Annotated in this window: 18 protein-coding genes and 1 riboswitch; all 18 genes read left to right on the forward strand. The window is 53.9% G+C overall.

Annotated elements, in window-relative coordinates:
- Positions 1–159: 159 nt before the first annotated feature.
- The 18 genes from FS806_RS19525 to FS806_RS19610 all read left to right on the forward strand — a co-directional run bounded on the left by FS806_RS19525 (position 160) and on the right by FS806_RS19610 (position 18,562).
- Entirely contained in the window at positions 160–651 is a 492-nt protein-coding gene (locus FS806_RS19525) for an Lrp/AsnC family transcriptional regulator (protein WP_144939975.1), read from the forward strand.
- Positions 652–665: 14 nt separating this feature from the next.
- Positions 666–1,847, forward strand: coding sequence for an aminotransferase class I/II-fold pyridoxal phosphate-dependent enzyme (locus FS806_RS19530; protein ID WP_144939977.1), 1,182 nt, complete (start codon positions 666–668; stop codon positions 1,845–1,847).
- Between the two features lie 105 nt (positions 1,848–1,952).
- Positions 1,953–2,216: an aspartyl-phosphate phosphatase Spo0E family protein gene (locus FS806_RS19535; protein ID WP_144939979.1), complete on the forward strand. Its 264-nt coding sequence runs from the start codon at positions 1,953–1,955 to the stop codon at positions 2,214–2,216.
- A 137-nt stretch (positions 2,217–2,353) separates the two neighbouring features.
- On the forward strand, positions 2,354–2,893 hold the full coding sequence (locus FS806_RS19540) for a hypothetical protein (protein ID WP_144939981.1): 540 nt from the start codon (positions 2,354–2,356) through the stop codon (positions 2,891–2,893).
- 157 nt (positions 2,894–3,050) lie between these two features.
- Positions 3,051–3,238, forward strand: a riboswitch (cobalamin riboswitch).
- 351 nt (positions 3,239–3,589) lie between these two features.
- On the forward strand, positions 3,590–4,633 hold the full coding sequence (locus tag FS806_RS19545; RefSeq protein ID WP_186328442.1) for an ABC transporter substrate-binding protein: 1,044 nt from the start codon (positions 3,590–3,592) through the stop codon (positions 4,631–4,633).
- 1 nt (position 4,634) lies between these two features.
- The gene (locus tag FS806_RS19550; protein ID WP_144939983.1) at positions 4,635–5,669 is read left to right on the forward strand and encodes a FecCD family ABC transporter permease; all 1,035 of its coding nucleotides are present in this window, start codon (positions 4,635–4,637) and stop codon (positions 5,667–5,669) included.
- Between the two features lie 5 nt (positions 5,670–5,674).
- On the forward strand, positions 5,675–6,466 hold the full coding sequence (locus FS806_RS19555) for an ABC transporter ATP-binding protein (RefSeq protein ID WP_186328443.1): 792 nt from the start codon (positions 5,675–5,677) through the stop codon (positions 6,464–6,466).
- 237 nt (positions 6,467–6,703) lie between these two features.
- Positions 6,704–7,771, forward strand: coding sequence for a nicotinate-nucleotide--dimethylbenzimidazole phosphoribosyltransferase (cobT, locus tag FS806_RS19560; RefSeq protein WP_144939986.1), 1,068 nt, complete (start codon positions 6,704–6,706; stop codon positions 7,769–7,771).
- Positions 7,772–7,914: 143 nt separating this feature from the next.
- Positions 7,915–8,661, forward strand: a complete 747-nt coding sequence (locus tag FS806_RS19565; protein ID WP_144939988.1) for a bifunctional adenosylcobinamide kinase/adenosylcobinamide-phosphate guanylyltransferase — start codon at positions 7,915–7,917, stop codon at positions 8,659–8,661.
- Between the two features lie 25 nt (positions 8,662–8,686).
- Entirely contained in the window at positions 8,687–9,679 is a 993-nt protein-coding gene (cbiB, locus tag FS806_RS19570) for an adenosylcobinamide-phosphate synthase CbiB (RefSeq protein ID WP_144939990.1), read from the forward strand.
- Positions 9,655–10,470, forward strand: a complete 816-nt coding sequence (gene cobS, locus FS806_RS19575) for an adenosylcobinamide-GDP ribazoletransferase (protein ID WP_144939992.1) — start codon at positions 9,655–9,657, stop codon at positions 10,468–10,470. The genes cbiB and cobS overlap by 25 nt, the downstream gene beginning before the upstream one ends.
- 29 nt (positions 10,471–10,499) lie before the next feature.
- On the forward strand, positions 10,500–11,594 hold the full coding sequence (gene cobD / locus FS806_RS19580) for a threonine-phosphate decarboxylase CobD (protein WP_313960605.1): 1,095 nt from the start codon (positions 10,500–10,502) through the stop codon (positions 11,592–11,594).
- A gap of 26 nt (positions 11,595–11,620) precedes the next feature.
- Positions 11,621–13,219, forward strand: coding sequence for a cobyric acid synthase (locus FS806_RS19585; RefSeq protein ID WP_313960606.1), 1,599 nt, complete (start codon positions 11,621–11,623; stop codon positions 13,217–13,219).
- Positions 13,216–13,785 (forward strand): cob(I)yrinic acid a,c-diamide adenosyltransferase, encoded by a 570-nt coding sequence (locus FS806_RS19590; protein ID WP_144939994.1) that lies wholly within the window; start codon positions 13,216–13,218, stop codon positions 13,783–13,785. The genes FS806_RS19585 and FS806_RS19590 overlap by 4 nt, the downstream gene beginning before the upstream one ends.
- Positions 13,782–14,771: an RluA family pseudouridine synthase gene (locus tag FS806_RS19595; RefSeq protein WP_144939996.1), complete on the forward strand. Its 990-nt coding sequence runs from the start codon at positions 13,782–13,784 to the stop codon at positions 14,769–14,771. The genes FS806_RS19590 and FS806_RS19595 overlap by 4 nt, the downstream gene beginning before the upstream one ends.
- A 753-nt stretch (positions 14,772–15,524) precedes the next feature.
- Positions 15,525–15,881, forward strand: a complete 357-nt coding sequence (locus FS806_RS19600) for an arsenate reductase family protein (protein ID WP_144939998.1) — start codon at positions 15,525–15,527, stop codon at positions 15,879–15,881.
- Between the two features lie 41 nt (positions 15,882–15,922).
- Positions 15,923–17,017: a site-2 protease family protein gene (locus FS806_RS19605; protein ID WP_144940000.1), complete on the forward strand. Its 1,095-nt coding sequence runs from the start codon at positions 15,923–15,925 to the stop codon at positions 17,015–17,017.
- Between the two features lie 351 nt (positions 17,018–17,368).
- Complete coding sequence (locus FS806_RS19610; RefSeq protein WP_144940002.1) at positions 17,369–18,562, forward strand: aminotransferase class I/II-fold pyridoxal phosphate-dependent enzyme; 1,194 nt, start codon at positions 17,369–17,371, stop codon at positions 18,560–18,562.
- Positions 18,563–18,692 lie beyond the last annotated feature (130 nt).

Consider the following 18,692-nt stretch of genomic DNA (forward strand, 5'->3'; position numbering starts at 1 on the left):
GCCGGCGGAAAGGCGCAGTAAACGAAGTCGTACAGCGGTCAAAATTTTCATCCCCGATGGTGACTGACAGGACATGCAGGTTTGTGTTATTTTGCTTTGCACGTTCTGCTCGTTCGTTGTATAGTGGAACTATCATTTTTTACTGGAGGGGGCCCGCGAATGAACAAACTGAAACTGCAAATTCTGGAATTGCTCAAGGAAGATTCCAGAATAGGCGCCGATTTGATTGCGACCATGCTGGGGGCGAAGCAAGCGGAGGTGGAAGCCGCCATCGCCGAGCTGGAAGAGGAGAAGGTCATTGTCAAATACGCGACAGTGGTGAACTGGAGCAAGGTCAACGATGATAAAGTGACGGCCCTGATTGAAGTGCAGATTACTCCGGAGCGGGGGCACGGCTTCGACGCAATCGCCGAAAGAATTTATTTGTATCCCGAAGTGAAGTCCGTATACTTGATGTCGGGAGCCTACGACCTGCTGGTTGAGGTGGAGGGAAGAACGCTTAAGGAGGTCGCCTCTTTCGTCTCCAACAAGCTTTCGCCGATCGACCGGATTTTATCGACGAAAACTCATTTTATTCTGAAAAAATATAAACAGGACGGTATTATTTTCGAAGACAATGACGAAGATCACCGTCTCCTGATTTCGCCATAAAGGAAGTATCCGTTATGACCAAGCAAAAGGAAATGCATCAATACTTGTCACCGCTTGTCCGGGATATCCCGCCTTCGGGCATCCGGAAATTTTTCGACCTTGTCAGCGCGAGCAAAGACATAATTTCACTTGGGGTTGGGGAGCCCGATTTCATCACTCCCTGGCACGTCCGCGAAGCAAGCTTTTATTCCCTGGAAAGGGGCAAGACGCAGTATACTCCGAATGCCGGACTATATGAGCTCCGCGAAGAGATAGCCAATTATTTGCATACCGGATTTCAGCTGACGTATGAACCGAAGGACGAAATCATTGTTACGGTCGGGGGCAGTGAAGCGATCGATCTCGCTCTGCGGGCGCTTATTACGCCGGGCGATGAAATATTGATCCCCGAACCCTGCTATGTGTCCTATTCGCCCATTGCTTCGATCGGGGGAGGAATTCCGGTCGGTATAGAGACATTCGCCAAGGATCAATTCAAGTTGACGCCGGAATCGCTGAAGGCGCAGATCACTCCCCGTTCCAAGGTGCTTGTGCTCTGTTACCCGAGCAATCCGACGGGAGGAATCATGACCCGGGAAGATTGGCTGCCGATTGCCAAGCTGGTAGAAGAGAACGATCTGATCGTAATTTCCGACGAAATTTATGCGGAATTAACCTATGGTCAGAAGCATGTCAGCTTCGCATCGCTGCCGGGCATGAAGGATCGTACCATCCTCGTCAGCGGATTTTCCAAGGCGTTCGCCATGACCGGCTGGAGAATGGGATACGCTTGCGGTCATCGGGATCTGATTCAGGCGATGCTGAAAATTCATCAATATACCGTCATGTGTGCTCCCGTCATGGGCCAAGTGGCCGCAATAGAGGCGCTTAGATACGGTTTGGAAGAGAAGGACCGGATGGTCGAATCCTATAATCAGAGACGCAGGCTGGTAGTGCGGGGCTTCCGGGAAATCGGTCTGGATTGTCACGAGCCGCAAGGGGCCTTCTACGCCTTCCCCTCGATTCAATCGACAGGACTGAGCTCGGAGGAATTTGCCGAGAGGCTCCTGCGGGAAGCAAGGGTGGCTGCTGTGCCGGGCAATGTTTTCGGATTGGGAGGCGAAGGGTTCATTCGCTGCTCTTACGCCACGTCAGTAAGCCAATTGAATGAAGCGTTGGATCGGATAGGCAAGTTTTATGAGAAGCTGCAGAAGTAATAATTTTCCATGGGCCAGATTTCTTTTTGCGCCTAAATATGGTATTGTTTAAAGTAGAAGAAAAGCGTTATTCTTTCTCTTCATGCTACCAAAGGGGGAATGATTATGACTGCTGCTTACCTGAATTCGGCTCCGTATCACAACCTTTTGCTTCGGGAGAAGGATTCGCATTTAAGATGGGTGACCGAACCCGCCAAGCCATCTAACGCTCTGCTTGTTCTGGAAGAAGAGATTCGGGTTTTGCGCATGCAGATGGAGCAGATGTACATGGAAGAACCTTGTTTCAACAATTCCTCCATATTGGAGATTAGCAGACTGCTGGATAAGAAAATAAACTTATATCTGGAAATGATAAGAGCCGAGGGCTGATAAGCCCGGCTCTTTTTTTCCTGCTTAAAGGACAGAAAGCGCCCCCCTAGAGAGAGTATAATCTCGCTAAAACGATTTCTTCGGAACAGACTCTGTGCTATCATAGTTTTGATGCGACTTTAGTGGGGGGAGAAACGTTGAAAGCGAAGCTGGGAATAGCATGGAAGCTAATCGCGGTGCTAGTTTTGGTAGTGGTGCTGAGCGCCTGTGGAAGAGAGAGAGCGGATGTCACCATCTTCATTCTGCCGCCGGGGGGAATGGACTCTTCTGTAGCGGAAACATTGGAGAATTTCGTTCAGGACAAAGTAGGGGAAACCATGTCCGTGGATTTATTCTCCAGTCCGATCTTCGACCTTAACAAGCTGATGGTCGAAATCGCCGCCGGGGATAACGACATTATGGTCCTTCCGGAAGAGCAATTCAAGGTGTTTGCCGAACAGGGAGGCCTGCCGGGTATGGACGATCTGTTCCGTCCGGAGGATTATCCGGAAGGGGTGCTTGAAGCGCCGAATGACGAGGGCAAGCTTGAGAAAAAGCTGTACGGAGTACCGGTGAGCAAAACGGAATGGCTGCAATCCGTCGGCTACAAAGGGGCGGAAATGTATGCCTTTATCCACCCTCGGGCCAAGGATAAGGACAAGGCGGCGGAAGTGTTGAAGAAAATAATGGAATCCTAGCATAGTACGCAATTGTTTTTGAGCTGATAGATTCTGCGAAGTCATGCAGTATCGCATGTATCGTTGTAATCCGTTAACGGTAGATAATAATAGACTTGTAACTTGGGGGCGCTTCCCCTATAATCTTCTAAGAGAATATAGCTTGAATAATTGAATGGACATGTAATGCCTGCAGGTCCCGCGAACGCCATCCGCGTCCGGGTTAAAAGGGAAGCCGGTGCAAATCCGGCACGGTCCCGCCACTGTAAAATGGGAGAGTCTCATTAGGCCACTGTTGAATCCAACGGGAAGGCGAGATTTACCAACCCCATAAGTCAGGAGACCTGCCTGCAAGGTGAAGCTGAAGAAATCCTTCGAGGAAAAGGAAACCGGCTGATCAGGATGATGGGGTTCATTTGTTATCCCCTTGGATCGCTGCGCCATTATGCCCTCTATCGAACGGATGGAGGGCTTTTTTCATTTAAAGCGCGGCCAGAAAAAAGCAAGTCCCTGATCATCAAATTTTACTGCATATAGCGGTTAGACCTTTAAAAGGATTGTCATAGAAGATTTCGTGAGTCATTTCACGATGTTCTTCTTAGGGCTGCATCATAGGTTCCGGGCGAACGGCCCGGGGGCACAGGGAAGTCATTCATCGTTTCAGGCTCTTTCTCAAAAAAAAGAATAGGCGCTGTAGACAAAAGGAGAGGAAGAATAATGAGTCAAGGACGGACCGCAAAGCAGATGATGCGGACAATGACAGCTCTGCTTCTGATGGCCATGCTGGCTGTCGGGCTGCTGGGCTGCGGAGACAAGCAGCAGGACCCGAAGGGCATGAGCGATCCGGCTAAAGTGCAGGACGAGAAGGGTAAGGAAAATCAGGCGGATGGTGATAAGAAGCCCGATTCGGGGGATAAGTCTGACGATGGGAAAGCGAAAGCCGGACAAACCGAATATCCGATGAAAGTTACGGATGCTTCGGGGACGGAGCTGACATTCGATAAAGCTCCTGAACGGATTGCTTCTCTGGCCCCGAGCGAGACGGAAACCTTGTTTGCGATAGGAGCGGGAGATCAGGTTGTCGGCGTGGATCAATGGAGCAACTACCCCGAGGAAGCGGCGGCGAAGCCGAAGATCGGTTCTTTGGAGACTAACCTGGAGGCTCTTCTGGCCACGGAACCGGACTTGGTGGTCGCTGCAAGCAGCAACAAAAAGGTCATTGATAAAATTCGCGAAATGAATGTTCCGGTCTATTTCTCCGCACCTAAAACTTTGGATGAAGTGATCGAAAAAATCGAGACGATGGGCCTCATCATGAACAAGCAGGAAGAGGCCAAGAAGGTGGCCGAGCAGATGAAGGCCGACCGGCAGAAAGTCGTAGACGCCGTCAAGGATGCACCGGCCAAGAAGGTCTACATGGAGTTCTCCCCGGGCTGGACCGTGGGGGAAGGGGAGTTTATGGATGAGCTGGTCAAGCTTGCCGGCGGAACGAATATAGCCGCAGGGGAGAAAGGCTGGTTCCCGATCGATCCGGAGAAGATCATTCAGGCTAATCCGGAAGTCATTCTGTATGCCGAAGGCGGAGGAATGGAATCGATTCTCGAAGAAATCAAGAAGCGTCCGGGCTGGGATCAAATCGATGCGGTCAAGAACGGAGCTCTATATCCGATTGATAAAGATATTATCAGCCGGGTAGGTCCGCGTTTGACGGAAGCGCTGCTTGAAGCGGCCAAGGCGATTCATCCGGATCTGGTGAAATAAGATGAAAGCGAAGCTGTTTGCTTATGGAGGAGGAGCCCTTATGCTCCTCCTGCTTTCCGTTACACTGAGCTTATCCTTCGGCTCGGCCCAAGTGCCGATAGGCGATGTGTGGAGGATTCTGTTCCATGCCATCCCGGGCATAGGAGATTCGATCCAGCCCGACTGGTCACCGTCCGATGAATCGATCATTCTGAAGGTCCGATTATCGAGAGTTGTGCTTGCCATCCTGGTAGGAGCATCGCTTGCCATAGCGGGGGCGGGCTTTCAAGCCGTACTGCGGAATCCGTTGGCTGATCCCTATACGCTTGGAGTCGCTTCAGGCGCCTCGGTGGGGGCGGCTTTCATCATTCTGTTCGGGCTGCAGACCTTTATCGGCCAATGGTCCATTCCGGTCGTTGCCTTTACTACCGGGATGACGACCCTGTTCATCGTTTACAAGCTGGCCAGCACCCAGGGGAAATCGCAGCTGGAAACCCTTATTTTATCCGGGGTGGTCGTGCAGGCTTTTCTCGGGGCATTCGTATCCTTCATGGTTTCGCTGTCCGGAGAGGTCGTGAACGAAATCCTATACTGGTTAATGGGCAGCCTCTCGATGCGGAACTGGGATTATTCCCTGCTGCTGCTGCCTTATTTGGGAGTCGTTGTGGTCATTCTGATCGGCTTCAGCCGGTCGCTGAATCTGCTGGCCCTGGGCGAACGTCAGGCAGCACACCTGGGAGTGCACGTGGAAAGGACCAAGCTGATCGTGCTGGTAGTCTCCACCTTGGTAACGGCAGCGGCGGTATCCGTATCGGGAGTCATCGGCTTCGTCGGACTGGTCGTGCCTCATCTGGTCCGTTTGATCGTAGGGCCCGATTACCGGATCATCATTCCCATCTCGACCATTGTCGGCGGTATTTATGTGCTGTGGGCCGATACGATAGCTAGAATCGCCCTGAGTCCGAGGGAGATTCCGCTCGGTGTAGTAACCGCCATTATCGGGGCGCCATTCTTTGCTTATCTGCTGAACAAGCATAAACATAAGAGCCGGGGGTGAATCCGATGATTGAAGTGAACGGTGTGAATAAAGCATATGGGAAAAAACAGGTGCTGCAGGATATCGGATTTCACGTTGCCCAGGGGGAGTTCTTCGGCATCATCGGGCCGAACGGCAGCGGCAAATCCACTCTGCTTAAGCTGATTTCCGCTCTGGAGCCGGCGGATACGGGAGCCATCAAGCTGGACGGCCGCGATGCGCGTAGCTACTCACGCAAGGAGCTGGCCCGCTGGATGGCCGTACTGCAGCAGGACGCTCTACCACCCATCGGCTTTAAGGTGCGAGAAGTGATCGAAATGGGGCGGTATCCTTTTCAAAACTGGCTCGGCGATGAGAAAGACGACAGCGGGGCGGTCATCGCTAAAATTATGGAACGGCTGAACCTGAATGCTCTTGCCGAGAGGTCGCTGGAGCTGTTAAGCGGAGGAGAACGGCAGCGGGTTGCCTTGGGCAAAACGATGGCGCAGCAGCCACGGCTGCTGCTGCTGGACGAGCCTACCACCTTCCTTGATATCGGCTATCAGGTGCAGATGATGGATTATGTAAAAAGATGGCAGACCGAGGAACGACTGACGGTGGTCGCTGTTCTTCATGATTTGAACCTCGCCGCCCAATATTGCGACCGGATGCTGGTTCTGCATGAAGGCCGAATGGTCCGCATCGGGGCCCCTCATGAAATGATGACGGGCGAGCTCATCCATGAAGTTTATGGAACGATGCCTACGGTCATAAGTCATCCCCGGAGCGGCATCCCGCAAATTTTGCTCAACCCGCACAATCCCGCGGAGGAGTATTGATTATTAATCCAAATGGAACAGGGAGCGTATTCCAAGGTGGAGCAAACCTGGTGCACCCTGTATAATACAAACCATAATGCAAAAGTATGGATGGGATATAAGGAAGCCAGGCAACGAGCCGAGCTTTATAGAAATCCCGGACCTCCGGGAGAATAGCGTTTCGGTTGTCCGATATCAAACTTGGCGATTGGACACGAAGGGTTCATTCAATCACCGCATGGATAGGGGAGGAAAAGCATGGACATCATCCGACAATACATAGAACAAATCCGACCGTTGGACGAGCAGGCGATGGAGGCTGCACAGCGAAGATTGGATTCGCTGACCAAGCCGCCGGGGAGCCTCGGCAAGCTGGAAGCCGTTGCCAGGCAGGTAGCTGGAATGACGGGCAGCTACGAGACCGGCAAGGCTGGCGAAGGAATTCTCGGCAAGAAGGCGGTGATCGTCATGGCCGGGGATCACGGAGTATGTGAAGAAGGGATCAGCGCGTTCCCGCAGGAAGTGACGCCCCAGATGGTGCAGAACTTCCTGAACGGCGGCGCAGCGGTCAATGTGCTGGCGAGACATGCCGGGGCGGAAGTGATCTGCGTCGATATGGGCGTCTGCGCCGATATGGACCATCCGGGCCTGGTCAACCGCAAGATTCGCAAGGGAACGAGCAATATGGCGAAAGGTCCGGCCATGTCGAAGCAGGAGGCGACGCAGGCGGTGCAGGCAGGCTTCGAGCTGGTAGGCGGGCTGGCCGATCAAGGCTTCCGTTTGTTCGCAACGGGGGAGATGGGGATCGGCAATACGACGGCCAGCTCGGCGCTGCTGTCGGTGCTCGCCGGAATCGGCCCCGATCAGGCGGCCGGCCGCGGCACCGGCATCGATGACGCCACTTGGCAGCACAAGCAGGATGTCATCCGCCGGGCGATCGAAGCGAATCGGCCCGATCCGCACGATCCGCTGGATGTGCTGGCCAAGCTGGGCGGCTTCGAGATTGCCGGCCTGGTCGGCGTCATCCTGGGGGCCGCCGCGCGCCGCTGCCCGATCGTGATCGACGGCTTCATCTCTTCCGCCGCCGCCCTGGTCGCTGCGCGGATAGCTCCATTATCCGTCGGGTATATGCTCGCGTCTCATCTGTCGCGGGAGCAGGGGCACGGCAAGCTGCTGGAAGCGATCGGCCTCGCGCCGATGATTCATATGGATATGAGGCTCGGGGAAGGGACAGGCGCGGTGCTCTGTTTCCACCTGGTAGAGGCCGCAATGAAAATCATCAATGAGATGGCGACCTTCGAAAGTGCGGGAGTATCCAAGGGCTGACCGCAAGCTGCGGCTAAAGGGTCGAATGCTGGCGGCGGAATGTCACGATTAACGGAGTCGACATTACAGGCTTGGTGGATATGTCACGACTAACCATTATTAATGGCATGGACGCAAGAATACGGTGGAGCGGAGGGACGGGAATGATCGTGTTGATAACGGGAGGAGCCCGCAGCGGCAAGAGTAAATTTGCGGAGCAGTATGCCGCCCGGCTGGGGACAAACGGCATCTACGTGGCGACCGCGCAAATTTACGATGATGAAATGGCGGACCGCGTTCGCCGGCATCGCAGCCGGCGGGATGAGGCAGGGTTTTCGTGGGTGACGCTGGAGGAGCCGTACCATTTGGCCGATATGCTGGCGAAAGACCTTGCGCGGGAACAGGCATGGACAGCCTCGAACTCCTCGGAGGGAAGGCAGGCCGATGGCGTTGTCCATGAAGATGCGCCCTTACGAGGGCGGGGGGGCCAGCCGGCTCCTTCCGGAGATGCGATAACGTTACACCGCACCCAGCCGGAAGGGAGCCCGTATGGGATTCCTGCCTCCGCTGGAAATTGTTCCGGTTCCCGGACGCAAGTCGTCTTGATAGACTGCTTGACCCTGTGGCTGTCCAACTGGCTCCTCCGCTTCGAAGGAGAACCGGATGCCGCTGAACGGGTCGAGCGGAAGATCGACGAGCTGGCGGAGGCATTGAACGGTTATCCGGGAACCGTGCTGCTCGTATCGAACGAGGTCGGAAGCGGCATCGTTCCCGAATATCCGTTGGGAAGACTGTACCGTGACTTGGCCGGCAGGATGAATCAAAGGATCGCTTCCGTCAGCCGGCAGGTCTTCCTGGTGACGGCAGGAATTGCCGTCGAATTGAAAAGCATCGCTTTCCGCTTGGATTAGCGTTGGGCTTAAGGTGGGATGAGCTCTGCTGTTATTTAGCTTGCAGGAAATATTGTGGATGCTGGCTGCGGCCATACTGCTGGACCGTTGGATCGGAGATCCCCGATGGCCCACTCACCCGGTCATTTGGATAGGCCGGTTGATCAAGCGGCTCGAGGCCGTCCTGCATCGGGAAGGGGCTTCGCCTTCACTCCCGGCCGCGGCGCTTCGCTTCCGGGGCGCCGTGCTGGCGGCGACAACGGTCACTGCATCTTTTGCCGTGCTGTGGGGGATCGTGGCGGCGGCTTCCGCCATTCATCCTTGGCTGGGCTACGCGGTCAATACATGGTTCATTTCGACCACGATTGCAATTAAAGGGCTTAAAGATGCCGCTCTGCTCGTCTATAAGCCGTTGTCTTCCGGAAATCTCGGGGAGGCGCGTACCTACGTCGGTTATATCGTAGGAAGGGATACGGACCATCTCGATGAGCGGGAAATCGCGAGAGCCGCGGTTGAGACGGTTGCCGAGAATACAGTGGATGCGGTCGTATCTCCGCTGTTCTTCGCTTTGCTCGGAGGAGCGCCGTTGGCCATGGCCTATCGGGCAGCCAATACGCTGGATTCGATGGTTGGCTATAAGAATGAGCGCTACCTTCATTTCGGCTGGTTCTCTGCCCGTCTGGACGATGTGCTTAATTGGTTTCCCGCCCGTGTGACCGGCTTGCTGCTCGTTATAGCTGCTTGGGTCACCCGCGGCATGTCGGCTCGTCGGGCATGGATGAGCATTATCCGCTTTGCCCGGCTTCATCCGAGCCCGAACAGCGGCATTCCGGAGGCGGCTGCGGCAGGAGCGATGGGAGTCCGGCTCGGCGGCCGCAACCGGTACGGCAGCGTAATCAGCGAGCGGGCGGGGATGGGCTGGCCGATACAGCCTTTGAACCGGGAGCACATTATGGGGACGGTCCTGCTGTTATACCGGACGGCGGATTTAATCTTGGGGGGAGTGGTGTGTCTGTGGATAGCGGTAATCATCGGCTAGTCGCGATTCTGCATAGCTGTGCGGCTGCTTTTCAACTGCTGACCCGGTTTCCTTGCCCGGTTGCAGTTCGCTATACCGGGGAGGTATTCCGGAGAAGCGTTCTATTCTACCCCGTAGCGGGCTTGGCCATCGGCCTCGTTCTCGCTGCTGCCGGCACATTGGCTCACGCTTGGCTGCCCGCATTTCCGGCATCCGCCGTGCTGCTGGCACTTTGGGTATTCTTGACGGGGGCGCTTCATCTGGACGGATGGATGGATACCGCCGACGGTATTCTAAGCCATCGGCCCCGGGAGCAAATGCTGGAAATTATGAAAGACAGCCGGGTCGGAGCTATGGGAGTAATAGCCGGCGTTCTTTATCTTCTGCTCAAGCTGTCCTTCCTGTATACTCTGTTGGACATGCACTGGACATGGGGGGCCGCCTTCATCATCTGCATACCGATCTGGAGCCGCGCCTTTATGGTCGCGGCCATTGTCGGCTGGCCTTATGCGCGCAGAGACAGCGGGATGGGTTCCGTATATCGTGAGGTCGGGAGCAAGCATGTCTGGTTCGTCGCCCTGCTGGCGCTTCTTCTTACAGGCGCGGTGTTTCTGCTGTTCGGCTGGGGTTGGCCTCGTATACTGGGCGGCACCGCTTTGCTGCTTGCCGTTACCGGAGTGACGGGCTGGGCCTCAGCCTCCTACCTGAACTCGAAGCTCGGCGGGTTAACCGGCGATACTTACGGTGCCGTCAACGAAGGCTGTGAGCTTTTTCAGCTTGCCGCCGTCGTCCTTATGCTGGGAACGTTATAAATGATCTTGGAATGCAAGGAGACTGAAGAATGATGCTTGAAAAATACGGTCATGGCGGAGATCTACTGACCGCGCAACAATCTTTCGGCTTGCCGGGCGATCAATTTATTGATTTCAGCTCGAACATGAATCCGTTCGGTCCGCCGGCGGCCGTTGAGCGGCTCGTTGCCGAGTACGCGAAGGAGTTGATCCGGTATCCCGATCCGGGAGTAAGGAAGCTTCGAGCCAAGCTGGCTTCCGTCTATCGGATACCGGAAGAGAGCATCCTCGTCGGCAACGGCGCCGCGGAATGCATCGATTTGGCCGTGCGGGTGCTTAGGCCGCAGATGACCGGATTGGCCCGGCCCTGCTTCTCGGAATACGAGGAGGCCATAGAGAAAACAGGGGGGAGGGTATATGACCTGCCTCTTGATCCGGAGAATGGCTTCGAGCTGCGGAAGCAGGATTTGCTGAATGCTGTTGATTGCTGCGACACGCTGTTTCTCGGTCATCCGAACAACCCGACCGGACGATTGTTAAGCAAAGAGACGCTTGCCATTCTCTCCGATTGCGGACGGAACGTTATATTGGACGAGGCGTTCGTGGACTTTGTCCCCGCAGAGGAAGAGGTCAGCCTGATTGCCCGGGCGCCGGAGGCCGAGTCGCTCATCGTTATCCGTTCGATGACGAAGTTTTATGCCGTTCCGGGGATACGGCTTGGCTTTGCCGTCGCACATCCCCGGATCGTTGAGGCGATGAGCCGTTTGCAAATTCCGTGGTCGGTCAACTCCCTGGCTCAACGGATCGGGGAGGCCGTTCTGGACGACCTGGAGTATGCGGCCGGGACCAAGGCTTGGCTGCAGGACGAACGGGCGTGGCTGTCGTCCGAGCTGACGAGGCTCGGCATGACTGTTTATTCGAGTGATACCAATTTTGTGCTGTTCTCCATTCCGGATCGGTTCGGCCAGAACGTCAAGCAATTGCAGGCAAGTATGGGGGCGCAAGGAATATTGATCCGCGATGCCTCCCTGTTTCCCGGGTTGAACGAGAAATACTGCCGGATTGCTGTCCGGTTAAGGGAAGATAACGAAGCGTTGATTGCCGGACTGAATAACGCATTAAACGGTCATTCCCGGAACAGGTAGTTTAAGGAAGGAAAGGGGTTGGTTGGATGAAACGTATGGAGCAGGCGTCAGGACGCACCATCATGCTGCAGGGGACCGCATCGGATGTAGGCAAAAGTTTGCTCGCTGCCGCATTATGCCGAATTTTCGTCCAGGACGGCTGGAAGGTCGCACCGTTCAAATCGCAAAATATGTCGCTGAATTCTTACGTTACCCCCGACGGGAAAGAAATCGGGCGTGCTCAAGGAATGCAGGCGGATGCGTGCCGGATAGCGGCAACGACGGATATGAACCCGATTCTGCTGAAGCCTAAGCAGGATATGGTTTCGCAGGTCGTTGTCCATGGGAAGCCGTACAAGGACCTGGATGCACGGACCTATCGCGAAAGCTATCTGTCCGAAGCGGGAGGAATTGTCCGGGAAGCGCTCGCCCGATTGCGCGAGGCTTATGATCTGGTCGTTATTGAGGGAGCGGGCAGTCCGGCCGAGGTGAACCTGAAGGACCGGGATATTGTGAACATGCGGCTGGCCGGCTGGGCCGACGCCCCGGTTCTGCTCGTGGCCGACATAGATCGGGGAGGGGTCTTCGCTTCGATCGTCGGTACGCTTGAAATTCTGACGCCGGAAGAGAGGGATCGGGTCAAGGGCTTCATCATCAACAAGTTCCGCGGGGATGTGTCTCTGCTGAAACCGGGTCTGGATTGGCTGGAGCAGAAGACGGGCAAACCGGTGCTGGGGGTCATTCCATATATCCCCAAGCTGGAGCTGGAGGACGAAGATTCGCTGTCTCTGGAGAACAAGCAGAAGCGGCAGCAGAGCAAGGCAGAGCGGGCGCTCGATATCGCAGTCATCCGGCTGCCCCGTATTTCCAACTTCACGGACCTTGATCCTCTATATGAGGAGGATGATGTTCATCTGCGCTTCGTCTCCTCTACGGAAGAATTGGGCCGCCCCGATGCGCTCATTATTCCGGGAAGCAAAAATACAGTCGAGGATCTGGAGCACCTGAGGCAATGCGGTCTGGACGAGGCTGTTCTGCGCTATATCGGAGAGGGAGGATGGCTCGTCGGAATATGCGGCGGCTACCAAATGCTGGGACAGCGGTTGGTCGACCCCGACTTCAACGAATCGAACCGGGAGGAATCGGCCGGGCTCGGGATTTTTCCCATGGAGACGGTCTTTGTCGCGGACAAAAAAACCGAGCGCGTTGTAGGATATACCCGGGACCGCGATGAAAGCAAAGCGGAGCCGATAGAAGGGTATGAAATTCATATGGGCTTGACTCGTTTCACGGCTCCGGTGGAGCATCCTTTTATGGTAAAGAATGAACGGGATGGAGAAGCCCCGGACAATTATCATCCGGAAGGGGCCGTCACTTCGGACGGACGCGTATGGGGCACATATGTGCACGGAATCCTGCACAATGACGAATTCCGGCGGCGGTGGCTGAACCGTATCCGGCTGAATAAAGGCTGGCCGCCATTAGAAGCCGCTTTCCATTTCCGAGAACGGAGAGAAGCGGCCTTCGACCGATTGGCGGATCATGTAAGAGAACATTTGGCTATCGGAGAAATTTATGAGATGATAGGAATAACGAAGGATCGAACGGATCTGATCAATCATTCGCCGGGAGGGGATCAAGAATGAATATTTACACGAGAACGGGAGATGCCGGCCAGACGGGAGTCATCGGCGGAAGAGTGGATAAGGATAATGTCAGGGTGGAGGCGTACGGCACCGTCGATGAACTGAACTGCTTTGTCGGGCAGGCCATAGCTGTTTTGGAAGAGGACAAATTCGCCGATTTGCGGGACGATTTACTTCAGATTCAGCATGAATTATTTGATTGCGGGCATGATTTGGCCGTACTGCCAAGAGCCAAGAGAGAGTTCAAGCTGGCCTCCGGGTTGGCCGAACGATTGGAAGCGCTCATTGACAAATACGATGCGGAAACCCCCGATATTTCCCGTTTTGTTCTTCCGGGAGGCTCCCAAGCGTCGGCGCTGCTTCATGTATGCCGAACGGTATGCCGGAGAGCGGAGCGCAGAGTCGTTACCCTGGCCAAGGAGGACCAAATCAACGAGGATGTCCGCATTTATTTGAACCGTCTGTCGGATTTCTTCTTTACGGTGGCCCGTACCGTCAATTATCGTCTGGGAGTGCCGGATGTCGAATATATTCGCAGTGCCGAGGTGTTTCGTAGAAAAAAATGAGCTACTATGAGCCGCTAGTCTACACGGTTTCTCCCGAAGAGGAGGGCATCCAGTTAAAAACCATACTGCAGAGCCGAATGCAGCTGTCGCGGAAGCTCCTTTCCCGTCTGAAACGGACCGAGCAAGGAATAACGGTAAACGGGGAACGCAAGTACATCAGTGTTCCGGTGCATGCCGGAGACCGGATCGAAATTCGCATGGAGCAGGAGCAGTCGGAGGATATTCTGCCTGAGGACATCCCGCTGGATATTCTTCATGAGGATGACCATCTGCTAATCGTTAATAAGCCCGCCGGGATGATTGTCCATCCGACGCACGGGCATTATGTGCACACATTGGCCAACGCCGTAGTTCATCATTGGCTGGAGCGGGGGGAGAAGGTCCGTTTTCGTCCGGTGCATCGGCTTGACCAGGAAACGTCAGGAGTATTAGCGATCGCCAAAAATCCGTTCGTCCATCAGCATATTTCCGAGCAGATGAAGGCCCAGCAAGTGCTGAAGGAATATATGGCCGTGGTTCACGGCGAAATGGAGGCGGATGAAGGGACGATTGACGGACCGATTGACCGCGATCCCGAACAGCCTCATTACCGGATAGTGACTCCTGACGGCTATCCGGCTGTTACCCATTATCGGGTTGTAGAGAGGCTGAAGGGGGCAACGCTTGTGGCCGTCAGGCTGGAAACCGGTCGGACGCATCAGATTCGCGTACATATGCTGTCTATAGGCCATCCGCTGATCGGCGACAAGATGTATCCTGCAGGAGGGGGTCCGTCCCTTCCGGGAAAGGCCGGCATCGAACGGCAGGCGCTGCATGCTTATCGGCTGGGCCTGGTTCATCCGGGAACAAGGCGGTATGTCGAGTTCCTGGCGGAGCTTCCGGAGGATATGCAGCGATTGCGGGCGGCTTTATCCGGCGGCACCGGCGCGGCAAGTATTGGAAGCCCGGCGGTGGACGACAGCAAGGGTAGCGGTCCACCGGACTGAAACGCCCGATGGGAAAAATTGTTTTACAAGATTACGTATTAATAAGCAATTTCTATTACAAGTTTGATGAATTGTTTGGTAAGCTATTTATATCAAACTCATGTTCTATAACTTTGCACAAGAGCGAAAATTGATTAAAGGTTTGTTTCAACTGACGAAATATAAGTTTTGATATAAACGTTGCATAGATAGAAAACTATCGCTACTGATTGGCAAACGATTTAACTGTAATTTATGTAGGTAAATTCAAGCGAATGGCAGAAAGTGATTAAAGTAAATGGAAAAACTGCATTTAAAATCGAGTTTTTTTGCCGACATCGCCTTTTTTACCCAAACTAACTGCGGTTTTTCCACTTAGTTTCCGCTTTTTGCTCCAGAGGAGCAAATTAACTGTATGAAATCCAGTTAGGCGCGCCATTCCGTTTGCACGGCATAAATAGACGGGTTTTCAAGGTAGACGTCGAAGTCGTAGAAGCGTTAACGGTACTAGCGGAAAATGATGTAGACGGATTTTCAAGGTAGTAGACGCGCCATTCCGTTTACACGGCATAAATAGACGGGTTTTCAAGATAGACTTCCAAGTCGCAGAAGCGTCAATGGTATCGTCAAACAGCACCATCAGAAGGATGACAAGACAGCTATGTCCTTGTCGAAACATGACCAGGCAAACTGTTGAATGGAATGGCAGAGAAAATGATTCGTCAGGAACGATAATGATCTGCACGGAAAGCTTTACTGCAAGGAGGAATCACAATGAAGCTGAAGATGTACTCTTATCCCAAATGCGACACCTGCCGCAAAGCCCAGAAATGGCTGGAAGCCAAAGGGCATGAGATAACCGTCGTAAATGTGTTCGAGGAGCCTCCTTCCGAATCGGAAATGGCCGATTTGATTGACAGAAGCGGATTGGAGCTGAAGAAGTTTTTCAACACATCCGGTGAAGTTTATAAAGAGATGAATTTAAAGGATAAATTGGGGCAAATGAGCGAGGAGGAGCAGATCCGACTGTTGGCGTCGAACGGAAGATTGATCAAGCGCCCCGTCGTGACGGACGGCAGCAAGGTGACGGTCGGCTTCAAGGAGGATATGTACTCGCAAGCATGGGGATGACGGCAAGCTAGTCCGTACAGCATCAGAGGGGGACAGGGTGAATGGAGGCCAAACAAAATCGTAAGGATGAAAGCGTACGGCGGCTGCAAGCCGTATGGCCTTTTTGTCTGACGAAGCTTAAGAAGGGGCTCTCGTATGTGAAAATGGGCTCTTTCGGAGGCGCGATTTTGACAATGCTTGTTTCGGTAGGAGCCTACGCCCTGATCGCTCCGTTGCAATTGGCTGTAGGCATGGTGGTCATGGTGCTGATTCACGAATTGGGCCATGTCGTGGCCGCCAAGCAGAAAGGACTGTCCACTTCCGCACCGGTCTTCATCCCTTTTATCGGTGCGATGGTGAATTTGGAGAGACATCCCCGCAATGCGGCCACGGAAGCCTATATTGCGTTAGGAGGCCCGTTGCTTGGAAGCATCGGTGCATTCGCTTCCTACTGGATAGGGAACCGCTGGGACTCGCTGCTGCTGTTGGCGCTCGCCTATATCGGGTTCATTATTAACCTCGTTAATTTACTGCCGATCCATCCTTTGGATGGCGGACGAATTGCGATAGCGGTGAGCCGCCGGCTCGTTTCCATCGGATTAATTGCCGGGCTGGTCATTATTGTTTACTATCAGCTTTATATTCTATTTATCTTCTGGATTTTGTTCGCCCTGGATCTGGCGCGTAAATATATTGACCGCAAGAGGGGGCCCAAGCTGCGGAGCATAGAGGCATCCTATGAATTGCCGCTGACATGGGTAGAGGACCGGCTGAAGGAGCGGGGGTTGGAGCTTCCGCGGCAGGATCAGCAGAAGGACCTCGAGTTCACTACCTACTCGGAACTGGACGGTCATCAAAAAATGATGTTCCTGTGGGAAGACATAGGCTTGAGAGGGACTCTGCTGCTTCCCGGGCAAGTGCTGGTTCACCGTGCCCGCCTCCTGCAAACCGATATTAAGGATAAGAAGGAAGGGCGATTCTTATTGGTCCGCTGCCGGGCGGATTATTATGCCTATGAGAACGAGGAGTATTTCACTGTACCACAAAGAACACGATGGGCTTTGGGTTCGGTATATCTGACCTTGGCCGTCTCTCTTATTTACATGCTGTATTCGTTCGCCCACGTCGGATGGATGGCGGGCCTTGAGAACACATAACCAGCTTGGCAAAAGGGCTGACTGCTCGACGTGCAGCGCCGCAGCCGTTCGCCGGGAATGCATCAAAAATAAGCAAGAGCGGTATAGTTTACTATTGGTACGATCTCCGCTGCGGCCATGTGGATTGGGGCAATGGCAGGGCAGTTGCGGTATCGGTAAAGCCTAATGGTGGTACTGCATTACGAAACGGTAACGGCATAAGTCGTTGTTTACATTTAATGTTGTTAAGGATATGGCATATAGTGAAAGAGTAAAAGGAGAGGCTATATAAGCTTTTAGGTTCTACAATAAGATTGGCAAACAGGGTTCGCAAGTCAGCCGGTGTGCCGGCATGAGTGGGGGAAAGGAACGATGAAGGTTAGATCGTCCGAACGGATTCGGCAATTAGGTTCGGCCATCTTCGCTGAGATGGAGCAATGGAAAGAGGAGGTCAGCCGGCAGGGGACCGACATCATTGATCTGGGCATCGGCAGTCCGGACCTACCTCCTTCCGACAAGGTGATGGAGGTTCTGGCGAAGGCCGTGACCAATCCGGCCAATTACGGGTACCCGACGCGATCCGGAGGACGCGGCTTCAGGGAGGCGGTCTCCCGTTGGTATGATTACCGATTCGGGGTGCAATTGGATCCGGAGAATGAAGTGCTGACATTGATGGGCTCTCAGGATGGCCTGGCGCATTTGGCTATGGCGGTAGCCGATCCGGGGGATGTCGCCATCGTACCGGATCCGGGATATCCGATCTATCATGCCAGTTTGGTGTTGGCGGGGGTCACGCCGTGGATGATGCCGTTGAGGGCGGAAAATCACTTTTTGCCGGTGCTGGAAGATATTCCGGAGGAAGTAGTTCGCCGTGCCAAGTTCATACTGTGCAGCTATCCCAGCAACCCGCTTTCGGCAGTGGCGGACCGCCAATTTTTTGAGAAGCTGGTCCGTTTCGCCCGGGATCATGATCTTCTTGTCGTACATGATCTGGCTTATTCCGAGCTTGCCTTCGACGATTATGAGCCGACAAGCATTCTTCAGGTCGAAGGGGCCAAAGAGGTTGCTGTCGAATTTCATTCATTGTCGAAGAGCTACAATATGGCCGGCTGCAGGCTCGCTTATATGGCCGGTGACCCCGAAGCGGTTCGGGCATTGGGTGAACTGAAGTCCAACATCGATTATGGTGTATTCGAGGCTATCCAACAAGCCGGCATTGCGGCTCTGGAGGAAGACCGGCAAGGAACTGGCCCAAGGGTAGCGGAGGTCTACCAAAGGCGGCGGGATATATTAATCAATGGCTTGCACCGGGCAGGCTGGGCGATTCCGACACCTAAAGCGACAATGTTCCTGTGGGCGCCTATCCCGAAAGGCTGGACATCTCGACAAATTTCCCGGGAAATTTTGTATTCTACAGGCGTTGTCGTTATTCCGGGAGACGCGTTCGGACAGGAAGGGGAAGGCTATGTTCGAATTGCGCTTGTACGTGATGATAAGGTGCTCGAGGAAGTTGTCGCAAGACTGTCCCGTTTTATAGAGGAACGAAAACAAGAGGGCCGCTGGTAACATATCCGGCAAGGGCCCTTCTTTTTTTACCACATTAGAAAGTTTAAGTTCAATAAAGCATTAAAATGGAACAAACTTTCTAATTGGCATAAAAAGCTACCTTTAAAACCGGGTTATTCGTCTTCGAAGA

This window comes from Paenibacillus sp. 32O-W, from assembly GCF_007679495.1.
GTDB classification, from domain to species: domain Bacteria; phylum Bacillota; class Bacilli; order Paenibacillales; family NBRC-103111; genus Paenibacillus_L; species Paenibacillus_L residui.

Bases quoted from the DNA above. Each gene is read 5' to 3' on its own strand.
- FS806_RS19550 (WP_144939983.1), top strand. From the start codon at position 4,635: ATGAAAGCGAAGCTGTTTGCTTATGGAGGAGGAGCCCTTATGCTCCTC.
- FS806_RS19565 (WP_144939988.1), top strand. From the start codon at position 7,915: ATGATCGTGTTGATAACGGGAGGAGCCCGCAGCGGCAAGAGTAAATTT.
- FS806_RS19590 (WP_144939994.1), top strand. From the start codon at position 13,216: ATGAATATTTACACGAGAACGGGAGATGCCGGCCAGACGGGAGTCATC.
- cobD (WP_313960605.1), top strand. From the start codon at position 10,500: ATGATGCTTGAAAAATACGGTCATGGCGGAGATCTACTGACCGCGCAA.
- FS806_RS19605 (WP_144940000.1), top strand. From the start codon at position 15,923: ATGGAGGCCAAACAAAATCGTAAGGATGAAAGCGTACGGCGGCTGCAA.
- FS806_RS19545 (WP_186328442.1), top strand. From the start codon at position 3,590: ATGAGTCAAGGACGGACCGCAAAGCAGATGATGCGGACAATGACAGCT.
- FS806_RS19535 (WP_144939979.1), top strand. From the start codon at position 1,953: ATGACTGCTGCTTACCTGAATTCGGCTCCGTATCACAACCTTTTGCTT.
- FS806_RS19585 (WP_313960606.1), top strand. From the start codon at position 11,621: ATGAAACGTATGGAGCAGGCGTCAGGACGCACCATCATGCTGCAGGGG.
- FS806_RS19595 (WP_144939996.1), top strand. From the start codon at position 13,782: ATGAGCTACTATGAGCCGCTAGTCTACACGGTTTCTCCCGAAGAGGAG.
- FS806_RS19525 (WP_144939975.1), top strand. From the start codon at position 160: ATGAACAAACTGAAACTGCAAATTCTGGAATTGCTCAAGGAAGATTCC.
- FS806_RS19530 (WP_144939977.1), top strand. From the start codon at position 666: ATGACCAAGCAAAAGGAAATGCATCAATACTTGTCACCGCTTGTCCGG.
- FS806_RS19600 (WP_144939998.1), top strand. From the start codon at position 15,525: ATGAAGCTGAAGATGTACTCTTATCCCAAATGCGACACCTGCCGCAAA.
- cobT (WP_144939986.1), top strand. From the start codon at position 6,704: ATGGACATCATCCGACAATACATAGAACAAATCCGACCGTTGGACGAG.
- FS806_RS19555 (WP_186328443.1), top strand. From the start codon at position 5,675: ATGATTGAAGTGAACGGTGTGAATAAAGCATATGGGAAAAAACAGGTG.
- FS806_RS19610 (WP_144940002.1), top strand. From the start codon at position 17,369: ATGAAGGTTAGATCGTCCGAACGGATTCGGCAATTAGGTTCGGCCATC.